This is a genomic window from Streptomyces sp. NBC_00249 (assembly GCF_026342355.1).
Lineage (GTDB): Bacteria > Actinomycetota > Actinomycetes > Streptomycetales > Streptomycetaceae > Streptomyces.
Genome location: NZ_JAPEMV010000003.1, coordinates 98,546 through 125,385, shown reverse-complemented (window position 1 = coordinate 125,385; position 26,840 = coordinate 98,546). Strand labels below are relative to the sequence as shown.

At 74.8% G+C, this 26,840-nt stretch carries 30 protein-coding genes and 1 pseudogene; 19 read left to right on the top strand and 12 right to left on the bottom strand.

The window, feature by feature from the left end; translation table 11 throughout:
• The first annotated feature begins 65 nt into the window (after positions 1–65).
• Positions 66–1,592 carry a condensation domain-containing protein gene (locus OOK31_RS14930; protein WP_267012999.1) on the top strand — a complete coding sequence of 509 codons (1,527 nt, stop codon included), beginning with the start codon at positions 66–68 and terminating at the stop codon, positions 1,590–1,592.
• On the opposite strand, the gene OOK31_RS14925 is transcribed toward OOK31_RS14930, so the two are convergent.
• Together OOK31_RS14925 and OOK31_RS14920 are read right to left on the bottom strand one after the other, a co-directional pair.
• Positions 1,582–2,826, bottom strand: coding sequence for an RNA polymerase sigma factor (locus OOK31_RS14925; RefSeq protein ID WP_267012998.1), 1,245 nt, complete (start codon positions 2,824–2,826; stop codon positions 1,582–1,584). The genes OOK31_RS14930 and OOK31_RS14925 overlap by 11 nt on opposite strands.
• A gap of 62 nt (positions 2,827–2,888) precedes the next feature.
• The gene (locus OOK31_RS14920) at positions 2,889–3,245 is read right to left on the bottom strand and encodes a YciI family protein (RefSeq protein WP_267012997.1); all 357 of its coding nucleotides are present in this window, start codon (positions 3,243–3,245) and stop codon (positions 2,889–2,891) included.
• 246 nt (positions 3,246–3,491) lie between these two features.
• On the opposite strand from OOK31_RS14920, the gene OOK31_RS14915 reads away from it, so the two are divergent.
• Positions 3,492–3,869, top strand: coding sequence for a hypothetical protein (locus OOK31_RS14915; protein WP_267012996.1), 378 nt, complete (start codon positions 3,492–3,494; stop codon positions 3,867–3,869).
• Between the two features lie 100 nt (positions 3,870–3,969).
• Here OOK31_RS14915 and OOK31_RS14910 read toward each other — a convergent pair whose 3' ends face one another.
• On the bottom strand, positions 3,970–4,239 hold the full coding sequence (locus tag OOK31_RS14910) for a hypothetical protein (RefSeq protein ID WP_267012995.1): 270 nt from the start codon (positions 4,237–4,239) through the stop codon (positions 3,970–3,972).
• Between the two features lie 198 nt (positions 4,240–4,437).
• Here OOK31_RS14910 and OOK31_RS14905 point away from each other — a divergent pair, with 198 nt between their 5' ends.
• From OOK31_RS14905 to OOK31_RS14885, 5 genes are all read left to right on the top strand, one after another.
• Positions 4,438–4,803, top strand: a complete 366-nt coding sequence (locus OOK31_RS14905; protein ID WP_267012994.1) for a co-chaperone YbbN — start codon at positions 4,438–4,440, stop codon at positions 4,801–4,803.
• A 182-nt stretch (positions 4,804–4,985) separates the two neighbouring features.
• Complete coding sequence (locus OOK31_RS14900; protein WP_267012993.1) at positions 4,986–6,209, top strand: cytochrome P450; 1,224 nt, start codon at positions 4,986–4,988, stop codon at positions 6,207–6,209.
• Positions 6,210–6,214: 5 nt separating this feature from the next.
• Positions 6,215–6,409 (top strand): ferredoxin, encoded by a 195-nt coding sequence (locus OOK31_RS14895; protein ID WP_267012992.1) that lies wholly within the window; start codon positions 6,215–6,217, stop codon positions 6,407–6,409.
• A gap of 98 nt (positions 6,410–6,507) precedes the next feature.
• Positions 6,508–6,861 (top strand): DUF1304 domain-containing protein, encoded by a 354-nt coding sequence (locus OOK31_RS14890; RefSeq protein ID WP_267012991.1) that lies wholly within the window; start codon positions 6,508–6,510, stop codon positions 6,859–6,861.
• The gene (locus OOK31_RS14885) at positions 6,858–7,469 is read left to right on the top strand and encodes a TetR/AcrR family transcriptional regulator (protein ID WP_267012990.1); all 612 of its coding nucleotides are present in this window, start codon (positions 6,858–6,860) and stop codon (positions 7,467–7,469) included. The genes OOK31_RS14890 and OOK31_RS14885 overlap by 4 nt, the downstream gene beginning before the upstream one ends.
• A 42-nt stretch (positions 7,470–7,511) precedes the next feature.
• Here the strand turns inward: OOK31_RS14885 and OOK31_RS14880 are convergent, their stop codons facing one another.
• A complete protein-coding gene (locus tag OOK31_RS14880) occupies positions 7,512–7,718 on the bottom strand; it encodes a cold-shock protein (RefSeq protein ID WP_267012989.1) in 207 nt (68 codons plus the stop codon).
• Between the two features lie 178 nt (positions 7,719–7,896).
• On the opposite strand from OOK31_RS14880, the gene OOK31_RS14875 reads away from it, so the two are divergent.
• Positions 7,897–8,931, top strand: coding sequence for a 2-oxoglutarate and iron-dependent oxygenase domain-containing protein (locus OOK31_RS14875; protein ID WP_267012988.1), 1,035 nt, complete (start codon positions 7,897–7,899; stop codon positions 8,929–8,931).
• On the opposite strand, the gene OOK31_RS14870 is transcribed toward OOK31_RS14875, so the two are convergent.
• Complete coding sequence (locus tag OOK31_RS14870) at positions 8,849–9,217, bottom strand: HGxxPAAW family protein (protein WP_267012987.1); 369 nt, start codon at positions 9,215–9,217, stop codon at positions 8,849–8,851. The two genes, OOK31_RS14875 and OOK31_RS14870, sit on opposite strands and share 83 nt — an antisense overlap.
• A gap of 91 nt (positions 9,218–9,308) precedes the next feature.
• On the opposite strand from OOK31_RS14870, the gene OOK31_RS14865 reads away from it, so the two are divergent.
• Positions 9,309–9,803, top strand: coding sequence for a MarR family winged helix-turn-helix transcriptional regulator (locus tag OOK31_RS14865; RefSeq protein WP_267012986.1), 495 nt, complete (start codon positions 9,309–9,311; stop codon positions 9,801–9,803).
• 164 nt (positions 9,804–9,967) lie between these two features.
• On the top strand, positions 9,968–11,485 hold the full coding sequence (locus OOK31_RS14860) for a DEAD/DEAH box helicase (RefSeq protein WP_267012985.1): 1,518 nt from the start codon (positions 9,968–9,970) through the stop codon (positions 11,483–11,485).
• Positions 11,486–11,573: 88 nt separating this feature from the next.
• On the opposite strand, the gene OOK31_RS14855 is transcribed toward OOK31_RS14860, so the two are convergent.
• The 6 genes and pseudogenes from OOK31_RS14855 to OOK31_RS14830 all read right to left on the bottom strand — a co-directional run bounded on the left by OOK31_RS14855 (position 11,574) and on the right by OOK31_RS14830 (position 16,689).
• Complete coding sequence (locus tag OOK31_RS14855; RefSeq protein WP_267012984.1) at positions 11,574–12,521, bottom strand: class I SAM-dependent methyltransferase; 948 nt, start codon at positions 12,519–12,521, stop codon at positions 11,574–11,576.
• Positions 12,522–12,783: 262 nt separating this feature from the next.
• Positions 12,784–13,506, bottom strand: coding sequence for a hypothetical protein (locus tag OOK31_RS14850; protein ID WP_267012983.1), 723 nt, complete (start codon positions 13,504–13,506; stop codon positions 12,784–12,786).
• Positions 13,507–13,574: 68 nt separating this feature from the next.
• Positions 13,575–14,129 (bottom strand): annotated as a pseudogene (locus tag OOK31_RS14845) (GNAT family N-acetyltransferase); the annotation flags it as partial.
• Positions 14,130–14,136: 7 nt separating this feature from the next.
• Positions 14,137–14,979, bottom strand: coding sequence for an SDR family oxidoreductase (locus OOK31_RS14840; RefSeq protein WP_267012982.1), 843 nt, complete (start codon positions 14,977–14,979; stop codon positions 14,137–14,139).
• A gap of 103 nt (positions 14,980–15,082) precedes the next feature.
• Complete coding sequence (locus OOK31_RS14835; protein ID WP_267012981.1) at positions 15,083–15,613, bottom strand: SRPBCC family protein; 531 nt, start codon at positions 15,611–15,613, stop codon at positions 15,083–15,085.
• A gap of 68 nt (positions 15,614–15,681) precedes the next feature.
• Positions 15,682–16,689 carry an NUDIX hydrolase gene (locus OOK31_RS14830; RefSeq protein ID WP_267012980.1) on the bottom strand — a complete coding sequence of 336 codons (1,008 nt, stop codon included), beginning with the start codon at positions 16,687–16,689 and terminating at the stop codon, positions 15,682–15,684.
• A gap of 249 nt (positions 16,690–16,938) precedes the next feature.
• Here OOK31_RS14830 and OOK31_RS14825 point away from each other — a divergent pair, with 249 nt between their 5' ends.
• From OOK31_RS14825 to OOK31_RS14815, 3 genes are all read left to right on the top strand, one after another.
• Entirely contained in the window at positions 16,939–17,340 is a 402-nt protein-coding gene (locus tag OOK31_RS14825; RefSeq protein ID WP_267012979.1) for a hypothetical protein, read from the top strand.
• 42 nt (positions 17,341–17,382) lie between these two features.
• Positions 17,383–17,898 (top strand): hypothetical protein, encoded by a 516-nt coding sequence (locus tag OOK31_RS14820; RefSeq protein ID WP_267012978.1) that lies wholly within the window; start codon positions 17,383–17,385, stop codon positions 17,896–17,898.
• 105 nt (positions 17,899–18,003) lie between these two features.
• A complete protein-coding gene (locus tag OOK31_RS14815) occupies positions 18,004–18,654 on the top strand; it encodes an NAD(P)-dependent oxidoreductase (RefSeq protein ID WP_267012977.1) in 651 nt (216 codons plus the stop codon).
• Positions 18,655–18,706: 52 nt separating this feature from the next.
• Here the strand turns inward: OOK31_RS14815 and OOK31_RS14810 are convergent, their stop codons facing one another.
• The gene (locus OOK31_RS14810; protein ID WP_267012976.1) at positions 18,707–19,207 is read right to left on the bottom strand and encodes a hypothetical protein; all 501 of its coding nucleotides are present in this window, start codon (positions 19,205–19,207) and stop codon (positions 18,707–18,709) included.
• Positions 19,208–19,329: 122 nt separating this feature from the next.
• Here OOK31_RS14810 and OOK31_RS14805 point away from each other — a divergent pair, with 122 nt between their 5' ends.
• From OOK31_RS14805 to OOK31_RS14780, 6 genes are all read left to right on the top strand, one after another.
• The gene (locus OOK31_RS14805) at positions 19,330–21,114 is read left to right on the top strand and encodes an RNA ligase family protein (RefSeq protein WP_267012975.1); all 1,785 of its coding nucleotides are present in this window, start codon (positions 19,330–19,332) and stop codon (positions 21,112–21,114) included.
• Positions 21,114–24,149, top strand: coding sequence for a poly(A) polymerase (locus OOK31_RS14800; RefSeq protein WP_267012974.1), 3,036 nt, complete (start codon positions 21,114–21,116; stop codon positions 24,147–24,149). Before OOK31_RS14805 ends, OOK31_RS14800 begins: the two co-directional genes overlap by 1 nt.
• 512 nt (positions 24,150–24,661) lie before the next feature.
• A complete protein-coding gene (locus OOK31_RS14795) occupies positions 24,662–25,180 on the top strand; it encodes an RICIN domain-containing protein (protein WP_267012973.1) in 519 nt (172 codons plus the stop codon).
• Positions 25,181–25,209: 29 nt separating this feature from the next.
• On the top strand, positions 25,210–25,722 hold the full coding sequence (locus OOK31_RS14790; RefSeq protein WP_267012972.1) for an RICIN domain-containing protein: 513 nt from the start codon (positions 25,210–25,212) through the stop codon (positions 25,720–25,722).
• 32 nt (positions 25,723–25,754) lie between these two features.
• Entirely contained in the window at positions 25,755–26,270 is a 516-nt protein-coding gene (locus OOK31_RS14785; protein WP_267012971.1) for an RICIN domain-containing protein, read from the top strand.
• A 28-nt stretch (positions 26,271–26,298) separates the two neighbouring features.
• The gene (locus OOK31_RS14780) at positions 26,299–26,823 is read left to right on the top strand and encodes an RICIN domain-containing protein (RefSeq protein WP_267012970.1); all 525 of its coding nucleotides are present in this window, start codon (positions 26,299–26,301) and stop codon (positions 26,821–26,823) included.
• Positions 26,824–26,840: the final 17 nt, after the last annotated feature.

Below are 26,840 nucleotides of genomic sequence, written 5' to 3'. Positions count from 1 at the left end.
TCACTTCCGTGGTGCGGGTGTCGTTAGGCGCTCGGGGTTGACCTGGGGGGCGAAGGGATGACGGAATGCGGCAGTTTCCTCTGGAGATGCACCACCTGGAGCCGGGTCGAGTGGTCGAGTGGAGGTTGCGGTCCACGGCCGAAGCAGTACCGGGGCCCGTAGCCGTTCCGGCGCCCGTGGCCGCGACGGCGCCCCCGGTCACGGACGGCCCGGCGCCGGACGCGTCCGGCGCCCCGGGCAGAAGGGCCTCCTTCAACCAGGACAAGCACTTCAGCGTCGCCGAGGAGAGCCGCGGGGCCGACGACCCGGTCGCGTCCTGGCTGGCCGTCACCTTCGAGGTCGAGGGGGCGCTCGACGAAGGCGCCCTGGCCCGGGCCCTGCTGGGCCTCGTCCAGCGGCACGAGGTGCTGCGGTGCGAGTTCCGGCGGCTGGCCGGCGAGCTGGCGTGCGAGCCCCTGGCCGCCGGCGAACTCGTCCTGGAGGCCGAGCACGTGGCCACCTTCGACTCCGCCGAACTGCTGCGCGGCTTCCTCGTGGAGCGGTTCAAGCGCAGCATCGACACCCTGTCGTGGCCGCTGTTCACGATGGGCGCCGTGCTCCGCCCGGACTCCGCGACCGTCTTCCTCGCCTTCGACCACATCGTGTGCGACGGCATGTCGATGCCGATCGTGGTCCGTGAGGTGCTCGGCACCTACGAGGCCCTGCGGCGCGGCGAGGAGCCCGTGCTGCCGCCCGCGCCGAGCTACCTGGACTTCGCCGAGGAGCAGCGCCGCCGCTACCTGTCCATCGACGCGGGGGACGAACGGCTCGGCTACTGGAAGTCCTTCATCCAGGGCAACGGCGAGTTCTTCCCGCGTTTCCCCCTCGACCTGGGCGTGGAGCCGGACCGGATGTACCCGATCGTCAACGAGGCGTCCACGCTGCTGGACGCCGCCGAGGCCGAGGTGTTCGAGAAGGCCTGCGCGGAGGCCGACGGGAAGCCGTTCATGGGGGTGCTCGGTTCGGTCGCGGTGTGTCTGCGCGAGGCGGGCGGGCCCGGGGTCTACCGGGGGTTCATGCCCGTCAGCGAGCGCGGGCGCGGTTCCTGGAACGATGCGGTGGGCTGGTTCGTCAACACCATGCCGATCGAGTTCGACGCCTCCCCCGGCCGGGACTTCGCCCAGGTCATGGCCTCGGTGAAGGCCGGGTTCGGCGAGATGATCCGGCACATCGACGTGCCGTTCGTACGGGCCTGGGAGCTGCTGGCGCCGGAGGAGTTCGCGGCGCGCTCCTGGCCGTACCCGGTGAACTTCTTCTCCTACCTCGACATGCGCAGGTGCGAGGGCGCCGAACGCCACCACGAGTGGCGCCCCGCCACGCACGTGTGGTCGGCGCGGGCCAACGGTGCCTGTTCCTGGTTCCAGCGCGACGCCGCCGGGCTGCACATGAACTCCCTCTACGTGGACACCGCGCCGGCTCGCCGGACGATGACGGACTTCCAGGAGGCGCTGCGGCAGACCGTGCAGAGCATCGCCCGCTCGGGCGGTTTCCGCCGGCCCGTCGTGCTGACGGCCCCGCGCGGGCCGCAGCGGCAGGTGCCGGTCAGGGGCTGATCTCCCCGAGGGCGGCCGCGCGGCCCAGCAGCAGGTCCCGTTCCCGGGCGTTGAGGGTGAGGGAGGCCGCCCTCTCGAACTCGGCGCGGGCCTCGCTCCCGCGTCCGAGCCGCTCCAGCAGGTCTCCCCGTACGCTCGGCAGCAGGTGGTAGGCGCGCAGGGCGGGCTCCTCGGCGAGGGCGTCGACGAGCGGGAGGGCCGCCGCGGGGCCCTCGGCCATGGAGACGGCGACGGCCCGGTTCAGCTCGACGACGGGTGAGGGCGTCAGCCGGGCGAGCGCCCCGTAGAGGGTGGCGATGGCGGCCCAGTCGGTGTCCTCGTAGCGGACGGCGGTGGCGTGGCAGCCCGCGATGGCCGCCTGGACGGAGTACGGGCCGGTGCCGGCGCGGTGCAGGGCCTCCACGCCGCGCCGGATCAGCATCCGGTTCCAGCGGGCGCGGTTCTGCTCGGCGAGGAGCACCGGCTCGCCGTCGGGGCCGGTGCGGGTGGCCGTGCGCGAGGCCTGGAACTCCAGCAGCGCGCACAGGCCGTGCACCTCGGGCTCCTTCGGCATCAGTGCGGTGAGGAGCCGGGCGAGGCGCAGGGCGTCCTCGCAGAGGGCCGGGCGGACGAGGTCGTCGCCGGCGGTGGCCGAGTAGCCCTCGTTGAAGACGAGGTAGACGACCTCCAGGACGGAGGCGAGGCGGGCGTCGCGGTCGGCGCCGTACGGGACCTCGTAGGGCACCGACGCCTTGGCCAGGGTCCGCTTCGCGCGGACGATGCGCTGGGCGACGGCCGGTTCGGTGGCCAGGAAGGCGCGGGCGATCTCCTGGGTGGTGAGCCCGCCCATCAGGCGCAGGGTGAGGGCGATCCGGGCCTCGGTCGCCAGCACCGGGTGGCAGGCGGTGAAGATCAGCCGGAGCAGGTCGTCGTCGATGTCGTCCGGGTCGGCCGGGTCCGGGGGCGGCGGCGCGTCCTCCAGGCTCCGGCCGACCTCCGCGAGCTTGCGCCCGTAGGCCTCCCGGCGGCGGACGAGGTCGACGGCCCGGTTGCGGGCGGTGGCGGTGAGCCAGGCTCCCGGCCGGTCCGGGACGCCCGACGCGGGCCACTGCTCCAGGGCGGCGACCAGCGCGTCCTGCGCGATCTCCTCGGCGATGCCCACGTCGCGCACGATGCGCGCGACGACCGCGATGATCCGCGCGGACTCGATCCTGAACGCCGCTTCGACCGCCTGGGCCGTACTCGCTGCCGTCACGGCCACCCATCAGAGCAGCCGTGACGCGGCGGGGCAAACGCGGCGCGGGGCGCGCCGCCGGCTCACATCTCCTGGATCTGGCGGACCTCGGCGCCGACGTGCCAGCTCTCCGGGTGCAGCTCCAGGAAGCGCCTGGTCCACTCGACGGCCTCGGCCTTGTCCTTGCACTGGATCAGGAAGTAGCCGCCGACGACCTCCTTGGTCTCGGTGAAGGGGCCGTCGGTGAAGCCGGTCTTCCCGCCGGACCAGTCGACGCGGGTGCCTTGGGAGGTGGGGAGCAGACCGGCGGTGTCGAGCAGGACCCCGGCCTTGGTCATCTCCTCCAGCAGGGTGCCGATGCGCTGCTCGAACCCCGGGGGGAACTCCTCGGGCGGCAGGTCCTGCTCGTCGATGCGGATCAGGTTCAGGAAGCGGGGCATGGTGACTCCTCGGTCGGGAGGGCGGGGGCTCTCCCCGCCGCTCACCTGTACGTCGAACGGGGAGCGCCCGGATCGACAGCTCCGGGGAAAATTCTTCGGAGATTCTTCGCGGGGGGCCACCGGGCCGCGCCGGGAGGAGGTCGGGAGGGCGTCGGCGGGCGGCCATCGGCAGGCGGGGGCACACCTTCCGGCCACCCCCTACCGGCGAGTAGGATCGCGGCCCTGGCCACTCCGAGAGGACTCCCGATGCCCCGCACCCCCTCCTCACCGCTGCTGCTGGCCGGTCTTCTGGCCGGGGCGGCGGTGGCGCACGCGGTCGCGCCGAAGCCGTTCGACGCGACCGTCCCGAGGTCCCTGCCGGGGACCCCGCGCGGGTGGACGTACGCGAGCGGGGCGGCCGAGCTGGCGCTGGCCGCCGGGGTGGCCCACCCGCGGACCCGGCGGGTGGCCGCGCTGGCCTCCGCGGCGTTCTTCGTCGGGGTGTTCCCGGCGAACGTGAAGTTCGCCCTGGACTCCCGGCAGGGTTCGGCCGCCGCCCGCGCGGTGGCCTTCGGGCGGCTGCCGCTCCAGGTCCCGCTGGTGCTGTGGGCCCGTGGCGTGAGCCGCGCCGCCGCGTCCGGCTGACCTCCCCGCATCCGGACCGGCCCCCGGGGCGGAAGGGTCCTTCGGAGCCCCCGGTCGCACGTCGGCGGACCGGGGGCTCCGCCGCGTCCTGGTCACAGCACTAGGGGCTGTCCCCCGCCCAGTCCCAGCGCCCGGGGTCCTCGGCGCGGCGGCGGTAGTGGGCCCGGCCGCCGGCCCCGTAGCGCCCTATCTCGGTGGGCAGCCGGGCCTCCTCGGCGAGCTGCGGGCCGCTCCAGCCGGTGACGTCGAGGAGGAGCCCGTCGAGGGGGCCGCCCACGAGTTCGCCGTAGGCGTGGCCGGGGCGCGGGCCCGGGTCGGGGTCGTCGTGGTCGGCGCCGTAGACCCGGCGCCGCAGCATCCTGTCGTCCATGGCCCCAGCTTCACAGGAGCCACTGACAACGGCCCCGTTCAGCCCTCCGGCACGGGCAGGCCCTCCCCGTGGTCCAGGAGCGTCCGGACGCGGCGTACGACTCAAGACCCCGGCCCGGGCGCCCCCGGCGCCCGCGGCGCTCGTCGGCACCACCTACGCTGACGCTCACGGCACCACGCGACACAAGGAGCACCACCCATGGCCCCTCGGGTACACCGGCCACTGGAGAACCAGGAGTTCGACTTCGTCGTCGGCATGGCGCGGGGCCCGGTCCTCGCGTACTTCGTCGGCAGCTGGCCGAAGGCCGTCGGGGCCGCCAAGGTGATGGACGGCCTCGTCGCGGACCTGGCCGAGGAGTACGGGGCCCGGCTGACGGCCGTGCGCGCCGACATCACCCGCTGCCCGGCGCCGGTCCGCCGCTACGAGGTGACCGGTTCGCCGACGGTGGTCCTGCTGCACGGCGGCGGCGAGCCGGGCGAGGCGCGGGCCGGCGAGGAGCTGGCCCGGCACGAGGGCCCGCTGACCCACGAGGAGTTCCGCGCCTTCCTGGAGCCGCACCTCTAGGGCCTGTCGTCAAACTCGCGTCGTCGCCCGGGGCAGACGCGAGTTTGACGACAGGCCCTAGGGCCGCCGCCCTGCGGGTGAACCTGGGCAGGCTGGCCGAAAGTGGCATAGGTGAGATAGGTGCCCTAGGCATGTAATGGAGTCCGGCGAGACGGAACCATCGCTTGCGAGGTGTTGCTTTCATGTCCGAGGCCCTGTCCAACACCCTGCCCGACACCGTGCCCGACGTCCTGGCCTTCCCGCAGGACCGCACCTGCCCCTACCACCCGCCGGCCGCCTACCAGCCCCTGAGGGACGGCCGGCCGCTCTCCCGGGTCACCCTCTTCGACGGCCGGTCCGTATGGGTGGTCACCGGCCACTCCGAGGCGCGCGCCCTGCTCGCCGACCCGCGGCTGTCCACGGACCGGCGCAACGCCGGCTTCCCGACCCCCAGCCGGCGGTTCAAGGGGTTGCAGATCCGCCGCACCGCGCTGCTCGGGGTGGACGATCCCGTGCACAACGCCCAGCGCCGGATGCTCATCCCGAGCTTCACGCTGAAGCGGACGGCGGGCTTGCGGCCCCGTATCCAGCAGACCGTCGACCGGCTGATCGACTCGATGCTGGCCGCCGGCCCGGGGGCGGACCTGGTCGGCGCCTTCGCGCTGCCGGTGCCGTCCATGGTGATCTGCGACCTGCTCGGGGTCCCCTACGAGGACCACGAGTTCTTCGAGGGGCAGTCGCGGCGGCTGCTGCGCGGCCCCGAACTCGCCGACGTCGAGGCGGCACGCGTCGCGCTCGACGAGTACCTGGTGGACCTGATCCGGCGCAAGCGCGCCGAGCCGGGCGGCGGGCTGCTGGACGAGCTGATCGCCACGCGCCTGGAGACCGGCGAGACCGACGTCGGCGAACTCGCCTCCATGGCCGTGGTCCTCCTGGTCGCGGGCCACGAGACCACGGCGAACATGATCTCCCTGGGCACCTACACCCTGCTGCGGCATCCCGAGCAGCTGGCCGAGCTGCGCGCCGATCCGACGCTGCTGTCGGAGGCGGTGGAGGAGCTGATGCGGTTCCTGTCGATCGCCGACAGCCTGCTGCGGGTGGCCACGAGCGACATCGAGACCGGCGGGGTCACGATCCGCGCGGACGACGGGGTGGTCTTCTCCACCTCCGTCATCAATCGCGACGAGGCGGTGTTCGAGGAGCCCGACGCGCTGAACTGGAACCGGCCGGCCCGCCACCACCTGGCCTTCGGCTTCGGCATCCACCAGTGCCTCGGCCAGAACCTGGCCCGCGCCGAGATGGAGATCGCCCTCGGGACCCTCTTCGACCGGCTGCCGGGACTGCGGCTGGCGGCGGATCCCGACCGGATCCCCTTCAAGCCCGGGGACACCATCCAGGGCATGCTCGAACTCCCCGTGACCTGGTGAGCGGCATGCGGATCTCCGTGGACCGGGACGTCTGCATCGGCGCGGGCCAGTGCGCGCTGACCGCGCCCGACGTGTTCACCCAGGACGACGACGGCTTCAGCGAGGTGCTGCCGGGGCCGCAGGACGGGCACGGCGGCCCGCTGCTGCGGGAGGCCGTGCGGGCCTGCCCCGTGTCGGCGATCTCCGTCCGGGAGGGCTGAGGCACAGGGGCGTACGTCCGTACGGACGCGGACCGGATTTCCTGTACAGTTGTCCAGGAAATCCGGTCCGTTCGCATCATGCCCTGGAGGTGGTGGCCGTGCACACGGTCGCGCAGGTTCTCATCGGCGTCGTCGCCGCGCTGCACGCGTACTTCCTGGTCCTGGAGATGTTCCTGTGGCAGCGGCCGCCCGGCCGCGCACTGTCCGGTTTCGACGCGGACACCGCACGCCTCACCGCCCCGCTCGCCGCCAACCAGGGGCTCTACAACGGCTTCCTGGCCGCCGGCCTGGTGTGGGGGCTGGTCACCGGCTCCCTCGCCACCCAGGTGTTCTTCCTCGTCTGCGTGATCGTCGCGGGGGTCTACGGGGCCGCCACCGCCAACCGCCGCATCCTGATCGCCCAGGCCCTGCCCGGCGCGCTCGCCCTGGGCGCCTCCCTGCTCGCGGCATGAGCGCCGCCGAGCCTGCCCCGCCCCCCGCGCCGCGGGCCGCCGATCCGCGGACCGCGCGGACCAGGGCCCGGCTGTGCGCGGCCCTGCTCACCGAGTGCGGCGCGGGGCGGGAGCTCGCCGAGGTGAGCGTCTCGGCCGTGGTCCGTCGCGCCGGGGTCGGCCGCGCCACGTTCTACCTGCACTACGAGGACCTCCCCGCGCTGGCCGTCGACGCCTGCGCGGACGTCGCGCACGCGGCGGTGGACGCCCTGCACGCCTGGCAGACCGGCCCGGGTTCGGTCGCCCCGGCCCGCCCGCCGGCCGCCCTCGCCGGCTACCTCGCGGGGGTCGCCGGCCACGCGGCCCTGTACCGCCCGCTGCTCCTGCCCGGCGGCGGCGGGCCGCTCGGCGAACGCCTCGGCCGGGAACTGCGCGCGCGGGCCCGTGCGGAGCGGGAGGCGGTCGGCGCCCCGCGCCCGGACCTGGTGGCCTCGGCGGTCGCGGCCGCCTTCACCGGGGTCCTGGCGGACTGGCTGCACGACCTGGTCCCGGCCGGCCCCGAGGAGCTCGCGGACCACGTCTGGGCGCTGCTGCTGGCCCTGCACCGCGCGGAAGCCCCCGCCGGCTGACCGGCGGGGGCTCCTCTCACGGGCTGGGCTCGTGAAGCGGTCCTAGCCGGTCTGGACCACCTGTTCTGCCTGGGGTCCCTTGGGGCCCTGCGTGACGTCGAACTCGACCTTCGCGCCCTCGGCCAGCTCCTTGAAGCCGGTCCCCTGGATGGCGGAGAAGTGCACGAACACGTCCGGGCCGCCGTTGTCCTGCTGGATGAAGCCGAACCCCTTCTCGGCGTTGAACCACTTCACGATGCCAGTTGCCATCAGTACTGATCCTTCTCAACGTTCCACTCGGGCCGCATGCGCAGCCGTCTCGATACTGCCCACCCGCCACCCGGACCACACTCCGGGCGCGGCCAACCGGGGTGGATCGAACTTCTGGCCGCCCCGTCCGTGCCTGAGGGAGGAACGGGCACCTTCACGGCACGAGGAGGGGACGGACATGAGCGGTTTCTCGACGTTCCGGGCACCGCACCGGGTGACGGGCTCGGCGGCCGACGTGGAGCTCGGCCGGGCGATGGTCGCGGCCTGGCGGCGCGACGGCATCTTCCAGATCGCGGCCGACGCGGAGCAGCGGGAGCGGACCCGGGCCGCCCTGGCGGCGAGCCGGCGGTTCTTCGCGCAGCCCCTGGCCGCGAAGGCGGCGTGCGTCAACGACCTTTCGTACAGCGGGTACATCGCCTCCGGCGAGGAGGAGACGGCGGGCGAGCGGGACGCGTCGGAGATCTTCACGATCACCCCCGACCTGCCGGGCGGCGGCGAGCAGGAGCTGCCCTGCCACGGCCCGGTGCCGTGGCCCGGCCTCGACTACCGGGCGGCCATGGAGACGTACCTGGACGGGGTGGGGAGCCTCGGCGACCGGCTGCTGCCGCTGGTGGCGCTCGGCCTGGGCCTGGAGAGCTCCGCCGTGGGCCGGCTCGCGGACCTGACCCGGGGCGGCTGGCACCACATGCGGGTGCTGCGCTTCCCGCCCGCCTCCGCCACGACCGAGCGCGGGATCGGCGCGCACACCGACTACGGGCTGCTCGTGATCGCCGCCCAGGACGAGGTCGGCGGGCTGTACGTGCGCCCGCCGGTCAGGGGCGAGCGGCGGCCCCGCAACTGGCTGCCGGACGAGAGCACGGCGGGCTTCGCCGAGGACGCAAGCGGCTGGCGGTACGTGCCCCCGGTGCCCGGGGTGCTCACCGTGTTCCCGGGGGACATCCTGCAGTTCCTGACGGGCGGCGCCCTGCTGTCCACCCCGCACCGGGTCCGGCTCGCGGACCGCGAGCGCTTCACGCTCGCCTACTTCCACGAGCCGCGGTTCGACGCCCGGATCCGGCCCCTGCTGATGGATCCGTACGAGGTCGCGGGGACGCCGGTGATCCACTACGGGGAGCACTTCACCCGGATGTTCATGCGCTGCTATCCGCAGCGGGCAACGACGCGGCGGATCGAGCGGGCAGGGCTGCTGCGGCGGCTCGCCGCGGCCCGCTGATCCGGCAGCCGAGGCAGTCGGCGTGCCCGGCCCGGGCGGAGGAGTCCCGGACGCGCCAGTCCCATTCGGCGACCGGGCGCGGACCGGTGGGCTTGCCCCAGCCGGCGAGGTGGAGCAGCCAGGTGACCAGCCCCGACAGGGCGACCACGGCGAGGCCGAGCCAGATGCCCGGGGTCCAGGCGGCCACCACGCCGAGGCCCGCTCCGGTGAAGCCCACCAGGGCCAGGGCGGTGCCGGTCCAGCCGGCCACCGTGTGGCCGTGGTCGACTGCGTGCGACGCGCTCATGATTCTCCCTGCGAGGACGGACGGCAGTAGGCTCGGGAGGAGGATCTTTTACCTCACGAGCTAAGTAACTTAGATACTAAGGAGTGTGTGGGTGCACGGCAAGCCCCGCCCCCCGGCCACGGCCGGGGAGGCGATCGCACGCATGGACCAGTACGTGTCCCTCGGCCTGATCGGCCAGCAGGAGGTGGCGCAGCTCCTCGGGCTCAACGTCACCGACCTGACCTGCCTCGCCCACATCCTGGCCGCGTGCGAGACACCCCTGTCCGCCGGCGGTCTCGCCGAGCTGACGAACCTCACCACCGGGGCCGTGACCGGGGTCCTCAACCGGCTGGAGCGGGCCGGGTACGCGCACCGCCGGCCCGATCCCGGCGACCGGCGGCGGGTGCGGGTGGTGGCCGACCCCGCGGCCGCCGCCCGGGTGATCGCCGTCTACCAGCCCTTCTACGACCGGCTCGGCGCCGTCTTCGCCGAGTACACCCCCGACGAGGTCGCCGTCATCGCCGACTGGTTCGGCCGGGCGACGGTGGAGATGCGGGCCCACCTGGCGCAGGTGCGGACCGGGGAGCCGGGCCCCCCGGCGCCGTAGGCTCCGACTGGTAAAATGGCCGGAAAACTTGAGGCGCGGGGCGGTTTCGCCCGGTGCGGATGCGTACGACGAGCCGGGGTCCGTACCGAGGGGTACGGACCCCGGCTCGTCGCCGTTCACCGTCCGGGCCGCTGCGCGCCCGCTCTCCTCACGAAAGGTTCTGCATGAAGAACCCGTCAGCTCACGGGCGTTTCGGCATCAAGGCCGGAGCGAAGGCAGGCTCCAGGCCGGGGGCCAAGGGCTCCGCCAAGGGCGGTGGCAAGACCCCCCGGACCCTCGGCCCGCAGGGTGAGTTCACCCTGCCCCGCACGGCCACGCCGGCCCTGCCCCCGGTGTCCTCGTTCGAGGAACTCGGCCTGCCCCCTGAGCTGGTGAGGACGATGACCGACCTGGAGGTCCGGGAGCCCTTCCCGATCCAGGCGGCCACCCTGCCCAACTCCCTCGCGGGCCGCGACATCCTCGGCCGCGGCCGCACCGGCTCCGGCAAGACCCTGGCCTTCGGCCTGGCCCTGCTGGCACGCACCGCGGGCCAGCAGGCGGACCCGAAGCGGCCGCTCGCGCTGGTCCTCGTCCCCACGCGCGAGCTGGCGCAGCAGGTGACCGAGGCCCTGACCCCGTACGCGCAGGCCCTGAAGCTGCGCATGGCCACCGTGGTCGGCGGGCTGTCCATCGGCCGCCAGACGGGCGCCCTGCGCACCGGCGTGGAGGTCGTCGTCGCCACCCCCGGGCGGCTCAGCGACCTCGTCGGGCGGCGCGACGTGCACCTGGAGCGGGTGAAGATCACCGTCCTGGACGAGGCCGACCAGATGTGCGACATGGGGTTCATGCCGCAGGTCACCGAGCTCCTGGACCAGGTGCACCACGACGGGCAGCGGATGCTGTTCTCGGCCACCCTGGACCGCAACGTCGACCAGCTCGTGCGCCGCTACCTCAAGGACCCGGCGTCGCACTCGGTCGACCCGCAGTCGGCGTCCGTCGGCACCATGGACCACCACGTCCTCCACATCCACGCGGCCGACAAGGTCTCGGCGGCGACGGAGATCGCGGCCCGCGAGGGCCGGGTGCTGATGTTCCTGGACACCAAGCACGGGGTCGACCAGTTCGTGAAGCACCTGCGGGCCATGGGCGTACGCGCGGAGGGGCTGCACAGCGGCAAGTCCCAGCCGCAGCGCACCCGCACCCTCGGCCAGTTCAAGGACGGCCTGGTCACGGTCCTCGTCGCGACGAACGTCGCCGCGCGCGGCATCCACATCGACGACCTCGACCTCGTGGTCAACGTGGACCCGCCGGCCGACAGCAAGGACTACCTGCACCGCGGCGGGCGCACCGCCCGCGCGGGCGAGTCCGGCAAGGTGGTCACCCTGGTGACGCCGAACCAGCGGCGGGACATGGTGCGCCTGATGGCCGACGCCAAGATCCGGCCCACCATCACCCAGGTCCGCTCCGGCGAGGCGGCGCTCAGCCGGATCACCGGGGCGAAGGCGCCCTCGGGCGTACCGCTGTCCGGGTCGGCGCCGACCGACGCCAAGGGGCGGCCCAGCGGCTCCGACCTCGGCTTCCGCGGGATCGGCACCCGGCCGGGACGGCCCGGGAAGGGCAAGGAGTCCCGCAAGACCATCGAGGCGCGGCAGGCCGCCGAGGCCCGCCGCGCGGCCCGCGTCCGCAAGGGCCTGACCCCCTGACCCGGTGACCCCGTGACGCCCTGACCCTCGTCCGTACGCCTCCGGCGCCGGTTCCCGCTCCCGGGGGCCGGCGCCGGAGGCGTACGGCTCAGGCGCGGCGGCGGCGCCGGGCCACGATCGCGCGGGTGAGCAGCGGCGGGAGCAGGTCCTTGGCGAGCCTGCGCCAGTGCGCCCCCGGCCGGACGGCGGCGGCCTTCGGGGCGGGGGCCGGGACGGCCGGAGCCTGGGGCTCGCTCTCGGCGGGGGCCCGCAGCGGCTTCGGCGGGGGCGGCGCCGTCACGCCCTCGTCGCCGATGCGCACCAGCGGGCGGCCGTGCACGATGTCCACGCCGTGCCACAGGTCGGTGCGGCCCTCCAGCCAGCCGAGCAGCGCCGCCTGGTGGGGCGCGGGGTCGCCCCAGGTCGCGTACAGCTTCGAGGCGGACACGGCGATCACGTGCAGCTCGCCGGTGGCCACGGCGGCCCAGACGGCGGCCGCGACGCCGGGGCAGTGGGCGGCGCGGTAGTCGTCGAAGACCACCACGGCGTCCGGGGTGGCGACCGGGCGCGAGGAGGCGATGTCCTGCACCACGTGCTCGTGCAGGTGGGAGGCGTCCACGTGGACGAAGCGGCAGCTGCCCGGGCGCACCCGGTCCGCGACGACGGAGGTCGGGGCCTGGATGACGGTCGGCAGGGCCTCGTGGAAGGCCAGGTAGTTCGTCTCGAAGCCGCGGCGGGTGAGCGTCGGGTACGAGTCCCGCATCTCGGCGAGGTTGAAGTCGTCGGGCGCGGGCGAGTCGAAGAGGTCGCAGACGGTGAACTCCTCGCCGTCGCGCAGGTATCCGGCAAGGAAGATCGCGCTCTTGCCCATGAACACCCCCAGTTCCAGGATGTCGCCCGAGGCTTCGTGGTCCTCGTTCTGGCGCGTCAGGAACCAGTCGAACAGCACCTGGTCGTACGCCGAGAACCAGCCCTTGACCTCGCCGAAGGTGCTGGGCTCGGGCGGCGCGGGCTCGACGTCGGGAGCGGTGACGGGAGCCTGGGAAACGTGCGGCACGGAGAGTCATCCTCCAGTGGAATGGCATCGGTTCAACGCTGATACCCGGCCAGGTAAGCAGACCATAAGCCCTCGCACCGCCATGTGACGAGACCTGTTCGGCACGGAGGCCTCCGCTTTACCCGCCGGGGGTCCCCGGGGCCGGGCAGGTGGTCACAAACCCCCTCCGCACCCCCGCCACAACCGCCCCCGCAGCCTCCGACCCCGCCGAGGCCCGGGCGTGCGAGGCGCTCCGCGAGGAGGTCGTTCCCGTCGGGCGGGCTCAGGCGATGGCGCGCCGGCGCAGTCGCTGGGCCGCGGCGTTGCGTACGCGGTGGGTCCGGGCGGCGGCGGCCAGCAGAGCCAGCGCGCGCGGGTCCGGGGAGGCCAGGGTCTGGGCGGCGGTGCGCTGGCACCAGTCGGAGGCGGCGGTGAGTTCCGCCGGGGACCAGGCCGCGCCGGAGGCGATCGACTGGAGCAGGGTCCATTCGCGCAGCCGGCGGGCCGCGAAGGCCCGGCCGTCGAGCACGGGGCGCAGGGCGCGGGCCCAGCCGGGGAAACCGGCGTCGGGCAGGAGCCGCAGGGCCCGTCGGTCGAGGTGGGTGACGACCGCGCTCTCCGCCATCACCGGGTCCGGGTCGCACAGCACCTCGGCCACGGCGACGGCCTCCCCCGCGGTCCCCGCCACGGCGGCCAGCCGGTCGAGGTACTGCGCGTACCGCCAGCGGTCGGGCTCCGTCCCCGGGACGGGCGCGGGCGCCGTCGGGGCGGGGCGGCGGACGGTCCGCGGGGTGGGGCCGTCGGCCTGGGTCTGGGCCGGTACGACGGGCCGGGCCACGGCCCGGGCAGCAACCGCCGGGGTCCCGGTAGGGGCCACGGCCGGTGTCGCCGGCCGGTTGCCCGCCGGGGCCCCCGAAGGCGCTGCCGGCTGTCCGGCCGGGGCCACTGCCGCCGGCGCCGGGGTGGCGGCCGGCGGCCGGGTCGTCTGGTGCTCGCGTCTCCCCATACCGTCCATTCCACACGACCGGTGTGAACGGGTGGTGCCCCGGGGTGGCCCCCGGCGGGGTCTCGGCGCGCCAGGAGCAGCGCCTCCGCGCCGACCGGGCGGAACCCGGCGGCCTGGAAGGCCCGGACGCCGCAGGCGTTTCCGGCCGCCCGCTGGGACCGGACCGGCCGTCCCTCCGGCACCAGGTGGCGGGCCGCACGGGCCAGGGCCCGGCCCAGGCCCTGGTGACGGGCGGTCTCGTCCACCTCGACGGCCGCCTCCCAGCGGCCCGCCACGCCCCGGCCGAGCACCGGCACCCCGCCGTCGGCCGCCCACACCCGTACGTCGTCCCGGCGCCGCCGGGCCCGCCGTACCCGGGGGTGGTCCGGACCGGCGGTCCGGCACGGTTCGAGCGGGGGTGGACCGGTCAGCGGGCCGGCGACGGTGAGCAGGTCGACGCAGTCGGTGGTCCGCCCGGTGCGTTCCAGGAACGCGGCGAGGAAGTGCGGGTGGGCCGACCGTACCCGCTCCGGGTCCTCGTCGGTGAAGACCACGGAGTGCGCGGTGCAGGCGATCACGCCCGCGTCCCGCGCGTTCTCCCGCGCCACGACGGTCGTACCGCCGTCAGCGGGCGGGAAGCGGCCCTGGGTCTCAGACCTGCTCGAAGTAGAAGGACTTGATGAAGCAGTCGCGGGGCTGTCCGACGGCGAAGAAGACGCAGTCCACCAGGGACTGCGCGGTGAGCGGGTCCTTGGCGGTGCGCGGGGCCTCCTCCCAGGCCGGGGACAGCGGGTCGTGGTTGTCGAAGTCCGGCGGGTAGAGGGAGATCACGCGCACGCCCCGGTCGCGCAGCCGGCGGGAGAGGATCTCGGTGAAGCCGGCCTGGGCGTTCTTGGCGGCGTAGAAGGCGTCGTGCGCGTCGGACCGGTCGTTCCCGGCCTCGCCGCAGCCGGAGACCATGGTGACGATGTCGGGCCGGGCGGAGTTCAGGAGCAGCGGGAGAAAGGCCTTGGTCGCCAGGACGGTGCCGGTGGCGCCGGAGGCGAGGGTCTCGACGACGTCCTCGTCGGAGGCGGACAGCAGGTCGGTGCCGTGCTGGTAGCGGGAGCCGTTGTTGACCAGGACGTCGATGTGCCCGGTGCGGGCGGCGACCCCGGTGGCGAAGGCCCGTACGGACGCCGGGTCCGTGAGGTCGCAGGCGAAGGCGTGGACCCGGCCGGCGTCGTGCCCCTGGGCGATGATCTCCGCGCGGACGCCTTCGGCGGCTTCGAGGGTGCGGGCGGAGAGGTACACCTCGTCGCCGCGGTCGGCGAACCGCAGGGCGAGGGTCCGGCCGAAGTCGCGTCCCGCCGCCGTGATCACGACGCGGCGGTGCGCCGGCGCCGGCTCGCCCGCCGGGCCGGACGCCCCGTCGCGCGCCTGGTCCAACGCCTGGTCCAACGCCTGGTCGACTGCCTGGTCGAGTGCCTCGTCATGTGCCTGGTCATGTGCCATGTCAACGCTCCTGATTCGTGGTCGCTACACATGATCATCACAGGCGTGCCGAGGACCCCGGCGGGCAGGGGACGGGGCCGGTCGGCGCCCGCCCCCGGAGGAGTCAGTTCCGGTTTGCCTCGTGCCCGCCGGAGCCCTGCTCGGGCTCGTGTCCCGGCTCCGGCAGCGGGGCACCGGTCTCCAGCAGGGTCTTGAGGCTGGAGGCGAGCAGCGGCCAGGCCCGCCCGCACATCCCGATGAGGGTGCCGCCCGGTGCGAACCCCTCGTGCCGGATGGTGAGCCGGGCGAGGGTGTCCCCGACCGGCTCGATCTCGTACGTCACCCGCGTGCGCGGCTCGCCCGCCAGCTCGGCGCGCAGCTCCTCGCCGACGCCCGCGGAGGCGGCCCACTCGGGGGTGAAGGTGTGCCAGGCGTAGGAGAGCCGGCGGTCCGGGACGCAGTCGAGGACCACCTGGGCGGGGTCGCTGGTGCGCGCGCCGCGCTCGATCCACGTCATCGGCGAGCCCACCGCCCAGTCCGTCTCGAAGCTCAGGCCCCAGTAGCGGCGGGTGAAAGCGGGCTCGGTGAGGGCCTGCCAGACCCGGGCCGGATCGGCCTGGATGTAGAGGGTGTAGTCGATCACGGTGTCCGTCATGGCCCCATGCTGCGGGACCGGCCGCCGCGGGAGCCGGATTGCCGGGCCGGGTCGCGGCGGCCGGGGCGTCACCAGCGCAGGCCCCGCTCGGGGAGCTCGGTGGGCGGGGTGCGGGGTGCGGCGGGCAGGGAGAGGCGGGCGCGGGCGGCGTGCGCGCAGGCGAGCTCCTCGCGCCCCGCCGGGCCCCAGTCGCTCAGCTCCCGCACCTGTTCCGGGGTGGCGAGCACCCGGGCGTACGCCGGGTCGGGGGCCGGGGCGAGCGCGGTGAGGCGGGCCGCGGTGCGGGCCAGGGCGCCCCGGTCGGCGTACCGGTAGCCGAGGGGGAAGGAGCCGGCGGCGGGTTCCGCCGGGGCCGGGGGGAGGTGGGCGGTTCCGGTGGCGCGGGCGATGAGCAGCAGGACCCGGCCGTCGGGGGCGAAGAGCCAGCCGGTGTGGTCGCGTACGGGCAGGTGGGTGGGGACGGGGCCGGGGTGCCAGGTGCCGTGCTGCGGGGTGCGGGGGGTGCGCAGGACGCCGAGCCGGTCGAGGGTGGTGGGGGTGGTGGGGCGGCCGTCCTCCAGCAGGGCGGGCCCGGCGCCGTTGATGCGGGCGCGCAGGGCGGACAGGGCCCGGCGGGCGTCGCCGGCGTCCATGAGGGCGGGCAGGTCGGCGGGTTCCGCGAAGTGGATGCCGGTGATCTCCTGGGCGGGCAGGCGGACGGCGCGGATCCGCTCGGGGGTCCAGGTGCCGCCGTCGTAGACGTGGAGGATCTCGCCGGGGAAGCGCATCTCGGGCGGGAAGCCGGGGGTGTCGGCGGGGATCCAGTCGACGGCGAGCCCACGCGGGTAGTGGCCCTCGACGCCGAGTTCCTCGCGCATCTCGCGGGCGGCGGCGGAGGCCGGGGACTCCCCCGCGTCCACGGCGCCGCCGGGCAGGAGGCGGTCGGTGCGGTAGTCGACGCTCTGGACCAGCACCCGCCCGTCGGGGTCGGTGACCAGGACGACCGCTCCGGTCCAGAGCGCGGCGCGCGAGGCCCCGTACTCCGCCGGTGTCATCCAGGTGCCGGCGCGCTCGGGATCGTCGGTCAGCTGGGGCATGGGAACTCCGTTCGCCGTGGGTGGACCCGCCGTGTGTGCAACAGCGGGCGCGGTCCGGCGGTTACGGCGGCGACCTGGCCGGAGGGACTGAATCCGTTTTACCGCCCCTATACCTCCTTATTACCTGGTTATGTCGATCTTGATAGCCTCCGTCCTGCGGATCGGCGGCCTTGAAAACCGCTGGTCCGACCACGTGACCGGCCGGAGGAGAAACGACAGCCATGCGCCGCGGCGCTCGCCTTCGGCGGGTTGTGCGCCGCGGGGCTCCTCCTGGCCGGGGAGGAGATCGCGGCGGGTACGAAGGTGCGCGGCGTCGACATCGGCGGCACGAGCCGGGCCGAGGCCCGCCAGACCCTGGCCCGCGAGCGGGGCTCGGCGGCCGCCGCCCCGCCGGTCCTGCGGATCGGCGACCGCGCGGAGCGGGCCGAACCGGGGACCAACGTCGAGCAGCCCACCACGCTCCTCGGCAGCGGGCCGAAGTACGAGTCGTTGTCCCCGCCGGAGGGCTTCGACGGGTCCGTCGACCGGGTGTTCGTGAAGGGCGGCCAGGAGGTCAAGCGGGAGACGATGAAGACCGTTACACCCCGCGCGACTCCGTCACCTGCGGTTCCTCAAGTTCCTCGGCCGTGCGCCGCTCACCCGTCCGTGTGAGCTGGGGCGCCCGGTGGGGTCCGCGTACGGCAGGGTGGGCGGATGCAGTCGCGCCGGGCCCTGCCCCTCCTCCTCGCCGTGCTGATGCTGGTTCCGACCGCCGGGTGCGTGACCGTACGGCCGGGCGATCCGCCCCGCGCTCCCCGGCAGGCGCCGGCCGGACTGTCGGGGCGGGGGCTGCCGTTGGGGGTGCTGCCCGAGGTCGCGGCGCCGCCGGCGGCGCCGGGCACCCCGACGCCCGATGGCGCCGCGAGCCCTGAGGCCGCCGAGGCTCCCGCGGCCGGAGCCGGAGCCCAGGCCGAGGCTCCGCGCCGGGGGGACGACCGGCCGCCGCGACGGGCGGACCGGCCCGACCGCCCGGCCCACCGCGCGCCCGCCCGCGCCCCCGGCCACGCGCACGCCCCGGCGCCCGCCCCGGCGCGGGCCGCCAAGCCCCGCGCGAAGAAGCCCGTACGGCCCAAGGCGCCGCCCGCGCCCGGCCGTTCGTACGACATGGCCCCGCTGTGCAGGGCCGCCCGGGGGACGGTGTCGCCGGACATCGTCGCCCTGTGCCGCTGAGGTCATCCGACTGGCCCCGGCCCGGCTGCCGCGCGGCGCCCGGCCCGGCCGGTTGGATGGGCCGGTCGGGGCCCGGCCGGGGCCCCCGTCCCCAGGGAGTGGGCCATGGCGAAGATCGCCCTGCTCGGCGCGACCGGCACGATCGGCGGCCGGGTGCTGCACGAGGCACTCGGCCGCGGCCACCAGGTCACGGCCGTCGTCCGCGATCCCGCGCGGCGCACCGTGCCGGACGGCGCCGACGTGGAGCGCGGCGACGTCCTGGACCCGGCCTCGGTGGCGGAGGTGGCGGCGGGGCACGACGTGGTCGTGAGCGCCTTCGGGCCGGGCTCCGGGGATCCCGGGGCCATCGTCACGGCCGCCCGGTCGCTGATCGGCGGGGTCCAGTCGCTCGGCCCGGACGAGCGGCCCCGGGTGGTGACCGTGGGCGGGGCCGGGTCGCTGCGCACCCCCGGGGGCCCGTTGGTCTGGGACCAGGCCGGCATCCCGGAAGCGGTCCTCGCCGTCATGCACGCGCACGGGGAGGCGCTCGACTTCCTGCTGACCGTGCCCGTGGAGGAGGTCCGCTGGACCAGCCTGAGCCCGGCGGCCCGGATCGAGCCGGGCGAGCGGACGGGGACGTACCGCCTGGGCCTCGACGACCTCGTCGTGGACGACGACGGGCGCAGCCTGATCTCGACGGAGGACTTCGCCGTCGCCCTGCTCGACGAGATCGAGCGCGACGCCCACCCGGGGCGGCGGTTCACGGTCGGGTACTGAACGGTCGGCCGGTGAACCGTCGGCTACGGGCCGACGCCCGCCCGTCGCGCCGTCAGGACGCCCTGCGCTTCTTGCGGTTCGGGCGGTGCGGCCGGACGAGGGTGTCGAGCGCGCCCACCGCCGCCCGGACGTGCGCCGGTTCGCGGCGTGCCGGCGCCCCCGCGCACCACCAGACGAGCTGCCCGTCCGCCTCGCGCGGATGCATGCCGAGGTCGTGCTCGGCGCACAGCGGCCACGCCTGCCACAGCCGCTCGGTGACGGTCTCCTGCGCGGCGTCGGCGACGGCGGCCAGGGCACGGTCCGGGTCGTCCGCCGCGTTCGGGTACAGGCTGTTGCCGTGCCACTCGCCGTTGGCGAGAGCCACGTGGACACTCTCCGTACCGGCCTCGTCCGTGTCCTCGTCGCAGGGCGGGACGGCCAGCAGCCGCAAGGGTTCCTGCCCGGGCAGGGTCACCGCCAGGTCCCGGTTGAGGAGGGCGAGGGCCGCCTCCCACACGGGGTACTCGCCGGGCAGGACGCGACGGGGCTCGGGAGGGTCGAAGAGGGAGCGCATGCGGACCATCCTGGACCACGGCCGGCCGCCCCCTGGAGCGCGGTGGGCCGTAATCGGGTGGATGTGCCCGGTCCCCTTACCTACAGTGACCAGGCACCCCGTCCCGCCCGTTGGAGCCGATCATGCGTACCCACTACCCCCGTACGGTCCACCTGCCGTGGTCCCCCGGGGCCACGGCCGACGACGTACGGGCCCGCGGCACCTCGGACCTGGCCGGGCGCGAGGTGGTCGTCACCGAGAAGCTCGACGGGGAGAACACCACCCTCTACGCGGACGGGCTCCACGCCCGCTCCCTCGACTCCGCGCACCATCCCTCCCGTGCCTGGGTCAAGGGGCTCCAGGGCCGCATCGGCGCCGGGATACCGCCCGGCCGGCGGGTGTGCGGGGAGAACCTCTACGCCCGCCACTCGCTCGCCTACGAGGAACTCGACAGCTGGTTCTACGGGTTCTCCGTGTGGGACGGCGACCACTGCCTCGACTGGGACCGCACCGTGGACTTCCTGCGGCGGCTCGGCGTCCCCACCCCCCGCGTGCTCTGGCGGGGCACCTACGACGAGCGCTCGCTGCGACGGCTGCGCGTCGACACGACCCGCCAGGAGGGCTACGTCGTCCGGACGACGGCGGGCTTCACGCGCGCGGACTTCGGCCGGTACGTGGCCAAGTGGGTCCGGGGCAGCCACGTGCAGACCGACACGCACTGGATGTACGCGCCCGTGGTGCCCAACGGCCTCGGGCCCGCCGCCCCCTTGTGGGCGGCCCGTTCGGGCGCCGGACCGGACGTGCCGGGGCTGCTCGGCGCGCTCGGGTGGGATGCCGCGCCCGGGGCGGAAGCCGTACCCGGGGCGGAAGCCGTACCCGGGGCGGAGGAAGCCGACGCGGAGGCCGTCGCGGAGGTCACCGCCCGGCTCGACGGGGCGGGCCGCACCGGGGAGGCCCGGCTGGCCGGGATCCTCGCCGCAGCCCTGCACCGTGAACCCCGGGCCGCCCTCGCGGCGCGGCTCGCCGCGGGGCCGCTCGGGATGCCGACCGCGCGGCGGGTCGCCGACCTGGTGGGGCTGTACCCGGCGCTGCGCGAGCCCTTCCCCGACGCCGAACGGCGTGCGGGGCTCGTACGGATGGCCGCGGCCGCCGACCTCGGGGTGCTGCACGCACTGGCGGCGGCGCTGCCGGGCGGGGCCGCGGGCCGGGAACGGGTGGAGTGGTCCGCGCTGCACGCCGAGGAGGCGGGGCTGCTCGGCCCGGACCCGCTCGGCGCCCTGCGCGACGGGCTCCGCGAGGCCCTCGCCCCGCTGGACCCCGAGGCGGCCGACCGCTGCTGGGCCAAGGCCCGCGAGGCCTTCGGCCGGGGCGGGATCTCCACCGCCGAGGAGGCCGTGGCGGCGACCTGGCGGTGGCGCGATCCGGGGGCCTTCCCCCGGCTGGTGCAGCTGTGCGGGCCTTCGGGCAGCGGGAAGAGCACCTTCGCGCGGGGGCTGGCGGGCGTGGACGCGTACGTGGCGCTGGACGACCTGCGTGCCGCGCGGGGTGCGCGCGCCGACCAGCGGGCCAACGCGGAAGTGCTGCGCGAGGGCCTGGACCGGCTGGACCGGGCGCTGGCCGCCGGCGGTACGGTGGTGTGGGACGCCACCTCCCTGACCGAGCAGCAGCGCGGCCTGGCCGGGGCGGTCGCACGCCGCCGTGACGCGCTGGTCACCCGGGCGGTGGTGCTCGTCGAGGAGGCGGAGCTGGTGCGGCGCAACGCCGTACGGCCGCACCCCGTACCGGCGCCCGTACTGACCGCGCAGCTGCGCCGTTTCACCCCGCCCTACCCGGGCCAGGCCCACCGGACCTGGTACATCGGCGCGGGCGGCACGATCGAGGACACGGCCGGCGGCCTCGGGCCGCGCGGCGAGGGGGAGCACGTCTGATGCGTACCAGTGAGCAGCTCTACCACCAGGTCCGCTGGGACCCCCGCTTCGACCCCGCGCGGTTCACCCTCGGGCTGCTCCAGCGCGGGGCCGCGCCCAAGCGGGTCCCGCTGCCCTCCTTCGTGCCCGGGGGCGACATCCCCTGGCACCGGGTGCTGTTCGTCGAGGCCGACGGGGAGCTGGTGTGGGACCGGGCCACCGGCGTGGACCTGATCGACACCTCACCGGCCGGGCGGGTCCGGGAGGAACGCCTGCTGCGCACCCCCTTCTTCACCGCCCGCACCCCGCACGCCTGGGACCCGGCGGACGGCGGCGCCTGGCGGCCCGTCCGGGCCGGATCCCCCGCCGCGCCGCCGGAGCGGGTGCGGCTGCTGACCTGGAACACCCTGTGGGACCGCTACGACGCCCCGCTCATCTCCACCGCCCTGCGGCGGCCGATGCTGGTGGCGGAACTGGCGACGGCCGACGCCGACGTGATCGCGCTCCAGGAGGTCGAACGGCCGCTGCTCTCCCTGCTGCTGGCCGCGCCGTGGGTCCGCGACGGGTACACCCTGTACACCGACCCGGCCGCCCCGGACGTGTCCGACTGCGGGCTGGTGATCCTCAGCCGGCTGCCGGTGCGGGAGTCGGGGCTGCACATGCTGGGCCGGCACAAGGCGGTCGTGGCGGTCACCGTCGACACGGCGGCCGGGCCGCTGGTCGTCGCCGGCACGCACCTGAGCAGCGACCACACCGAGAACGGGGCCGCGGTCCGCGAAACCCAACTGGCCCGGATCGCCGAGGGGCTGAGCGGCGTGGACGCCGCCGTGGCGCTGCTCGGCGACTTCAACGACGGCCGCTCGGGCGCCGCCGGACCGGCAGCCGCGCTGGGGCTGCGGGACGCCTGGAACGAGGCCCACGGGGACGGCGACGACACGCCGACCTTCGACCCGGGGGCCAACCCCCTCGCGGCGGTGGGCTCCCTGACGGGCCGGGCCGCCCGGCTGGACCGGATCCTCCTCGGCCCCGGCGGGGCCGCACGGGTCCGGGAAGCCGCGCTGCGGGGCGACGCCCCGGGGCCCGACGGGCTGTTCCCCTCCGACCACTTCGGGGTGGAGGCGACCGTGGAGTACGGGGCGCCGGGCGCGGCCCCCGCCCTGCTGGACGTGGCGGCGACGGCGCGGACGGCGGTGGCCTGGCTGCCCCCCGACGACCCGGCCGTCGACGCACTGCGCCGCGCGCACGACCCTCAGGTGCGGCGCTGGCCGGCGCACGTCAACCTACTGTTCGGCTTCGTGCCCGAGTCCTCCTTCCCGCAGGCACTGCCGCTGCTGGCGCAGACCGCGGCGGAGACCGAACCGTTCACCGCCCGCCTGGAAGGGGTGCACACCTTCGGGCACCGCGAGGACGCCACCCTGTGGCTGGACCCGGCCGCGGGCGAGGACGGCGACGCGCGGTGGCAGCGGCTGCGGCAGGCCCTCGCCGACCGCTTCCCGGGCTGCGGGGGCCGCGCCGGCGGCTGGACCCCGCACCTGACCCTGGGCCGCAGCCCGGATCCGCTGCGCGCGGAACGGGAGTTCACGGCCCGGCTCGGCGGCGGCCGCTCCGCACGGGTGGGCTCCCTGGCCGTACTGTCCCGGCGCGGCGACGGCCCGATGCGGATCCGCGCGGTGGTGCACCTGGGCACGGGCGAGTCCCACTGGGCCCCGGAACCGGCACCCCGGCCCCACTGGACTCCCGCCCCGGACCCTGCCCCGGCAGCCGGCCCGGGGGCCGGCCCGGCTATCGGCACTCTGACCGACCCGGAGGCCGGTCCCGGGGCCGTCCCGTTCCCCCGGCAGGAGCCCGACCCCGTGGCCGGTCCGGAGCCCGGCGCGGTGGCGCAGTGGGTGGTGGGGCAGATCGCGGGGGCGCTCGGCGAGGGGGTGGTGCTGCCCGTCGGGTCCCGGCGGATGGGCTGTGCGCTGCCCGGGGCGGATCTGGACCTGGTCGCGGTGCTGCCCGGTACGGCGGACCTCGCGGGGGTCCGGCAGCGGGTCGCGGCCGCGCTGCCGGCGGCCGAGCGGCTGCGGGAGGTGACGGGGGCCCGGGTCCCGGGCCTGCGGATGAGCGTGGCGGGGCTGGACGTGGACCTCGTGGTGGTCGCGGCCGGTGTGCTGGATCCGGCGCATGCCCCGGCACGCCGGGCGGAGCTGGGCGAGGCCGCAGCGGTGGCGTTGAGCGCGCTCGCCGACGCGGATGCCGTACGGGACTCCGTGGGCGGGGCCGCGCATGCCGCCTTCGCCCGGCTGGCCCGGGAGGTGAAGGCCTGGGCGCGGGCCCGGGGGCTGGACTCGGCGCCTTTCGGTGGCCTGCCGGGGCTGGCCTGGGCGGTCCTGGCGGCCCGCACCGTCCGGGAGGCCGCGGACCTCTCCCCCGGTCCGCTGCGACGCGCATTCTTCGCCACCTGGGCCGCCTGGGACTGGGCGGAGCCGGTGGCTCTGACGGACCCGGCGGACCCTGCGGACGCGGCCGGTGCGGTCACGGTGCTGACTCCGGCGGAGCCCGTGCGCAGCTGCACGGCGCAGGTGGGCGGCGGGATGCGGGACCTGCTGGTGCGGGAGCTGTACCGGGCCTGGGAGTTGCTGGAGGACGATCCCGACGACCTCGGCCGGGTCCTGCTCGGGCCGCCGCTGCACCGTCGGCACGCGGCGTGGGCGGTGGTGACCGTACGGGGCGACGTGCCGCGGGAGTTCGAGGAGAACCTGGGCCGGGCGCGGGGCCGGCTGCGCGCGCTGCTGGGGGCGCTCGCGGAGGCGGGGGTCGAGGACGCGCACGCCTGGCCCCGCCCGTTCGAGCGGACGGACACCGGGGCCCGTTACGCCGTCGGCCTGGGCGCCACCCCGCCCCCGGCCGCGCGGCTGGCCGCCCTCACCGCCCCGTGGTCGGCCGGCCTGCCGGGTGTCGAGGTCGCCTGGGCGGCCTGCGGCGAGGTCCCCGACCTCGTCTGGACGAGTGAGCGGGCCGCGTCCGGCGACGGCCGCGGCGCCGGTCCTCGCGCACGTTCGGGGCGCTGACGGCGTTTGCAGGTACGGCGTCGCGAACGGGCGTGTGCGGGCGGGGTGGGAGCGAACTCGACGTTGCACGCAGGCTTTTGATCGTCCCTCAGACGAGGTCCGCCCCCTGTCGCCTTGGGCACTCCGCCGACGGCGGAGTGCCCAAGCAGCCAACCCGCTGGCTCTGGAGCCGAGTTACAGCCGGATAACGGCCGTTACGGGCGCGAAGCACGGTGTCGGCCGCGTCCGGAACTCGCCGCAGATGCTGCCCGCGCAGTCGCGGTTCCGCACCCGCCCGGAGACGCAGCGTCGCTCACGCCCGCCATGGTCGGCGGCCGATCACCCGGCTAACCCCCCGCATTAGCAAGGTATTTGACGGACCGACACCACAAAAGCCGCAACCTTGCCTGACACATGCTCATGGGCGAGACCGAAAGATGAGACGGCTCGCCTACAGGGGTCAAGATCACTTATGGTCAGCTTCGATTTCACCGAAAGCCGACCTCGATCGGCTGCATGAGGGGGATTTTTTCGTGCGCCTGAACATCACCAAGTCCGTCCGCCGCGTCCTGAGTGCCGCCGGCGGCGCTGTGCTCATCTCGCTGGCCCTGCCGGCCGCGCCCGCCTCCGCCGCCGACCTGTCCGAGTGGTACTGGCTGGCCAACTACAACAGCGTCAAGTGCCTTGAGGTGGGCGGCTGGTCCACCGCCAACGGCGCCGGAGTCAACCAGTGGGCCTGCCACGACGGCAACAACCAGAAGTGGCGCGGGGTCCCCTACGGCGACGGGGCGGCCCTCATCTACAACGCCCACAGCGGCAAGTGCCTCGAGGTGGCCGGCTGGTCCAAGGCCAACGGCGCCACCATCGACCAGTGGGACTGCCACGGCGGCGCCAACCAGCAGTGGAAGCCCATCTACCTGGGCGAAGGCGTCCTGCAGCTGGTCAACGTGAACAGCGGCAAGTGCCTGGAGATCGGCGGCTGGCGCACCGACAACGGCGCCCCGGCCACCCAGTGGGACTGCCACGGGGGCGACAACCAGGTCTGGTACTAGTCCTCACCACCAACCTCCAGGAGAACCCCATGCGATTCACAGCAGCCAAGAACCTCCGCCGCACCCTGGGCGCGGCCATCGGCGCCCTGCTCATCTCCCTCGTCCTGCCCGCCTCCCCCGCAGCCGCCCTCGACATGAACGGGTGGGTCACGGTGGTCAACCTCAACAGCAACAAGTGCCTGGAAGTGGGCGGCTGGTCCACCGCCGACGGCGCCGGCGTCAACCAGTGGGACTGCCACGACGGCAACAACCAGAAGTGGCTCGCGGTCCCCTACGGCTCGGGGGCCCTCATCTACAACGCTCACAGCCGCAAGTGCCTCGAGGTCAAGGGCTGGTCCAAGGCCAACGGCGCCCAGATCGGCCAGTGGGACTGCCACGGCGGCGCCAACCAGCAGTGGCAGATACGTTCGGGCGGTTACCCCTTCTCCCTGGTCAACGTGAACAGCGGCAAGTGCCTGGAGATCGGCGGCTGGAGCTACGACAACGGCGCCCCGGCCACCCAGTGGGACTGCCACTGGGGCGAGAACCAGTCGTGGCTCTAGTCCACACCGCCGGCCCCCTCCAGGAGAACCCCATGCGATTCACAGCAGCCAAGAACGTCCGCCGCACCCTGGGCGCGGCCATCGGCGCCCTGCTCATCTCCCTCGTCCTGCCCGCCTCCCCCGCAGCCGCCGCCAACCTGTCCCGGTGGGACCTGCTGCTCAACCTCAACAGCAGCAAGTGCCTGGAAGTGGGCGGCTGGTCGACCGCCAACGGCGCCGGAGTCAACCAGTGGGACTGCCACCCGGGTGCCAACCAGGAATGGTTCGGGGCCCCCTACGGGGGCGGGTACCTCATCTACAACCGGCACAGCGGCAAGTGTCTGGAGGTCCAGGGCTGGTCCAAGGCCAACGGCGCCACCATCGGCCAGTGGGACTGCCACGGCGGCGCCAACCAGCAGTGGCGCGTGCCCAACCCGGGCGAATTCGTGCTGACCCTGGTCAACGTGAACAGCGGCAAGTGCCTGGAGATCGGCGGCTGGCGCACGGACAACGGCGCCCCGGCCACCCAGTGGGACTGCCACGGGGGCGACAACCAGGCCTGGTACTAGCCCACACCGCTAGCTCTGAGGAGAACCCATGAGATTCACAGCAGCCAAGAACGTCCGCCGCACCCTGGGCGCAGCCGTCGGCGCCCTGGTGATCACGCTGACCCTGCCCGCCTCGCCCGCGGCGGCCGCCGTCGACCTGTCGCGGTGGAACCTGGTGGCCAACTACAACAGCCGCAAGTGCCTGGAAGTGGGCGGCTGGTCCACCGCCAACGGCGCCGGTGTCAACCAGTGGGCCTGCCACGGCGGCAACAACCAGTTGTGGGTCGGCGCGCCGTCCGGCTCCGGTCAGCTCATCTACAACGGGAACAGCGGCAAGTGCCTGGAGGTCCAGGGCTGGTCCACCGCCAACGGCGCGGCCATCGGCCAGTGGGACTGCCACGGCGGCGCCAACCAGCAGTGGAAGGTGTACGAGGCCGGCGGCCAGGACCAGACCGCCTACCTCGTCAACGTGAACAGCGGCAAGTGCCTGGAGATAGGCGGCTGGAGCAAGGACAACGGCGCTCCGGTCACCCAGTGGGACTGCCACTGGGGCGACAACCAGCGCTGGTACTGACCCGTACCGCCGGAGGC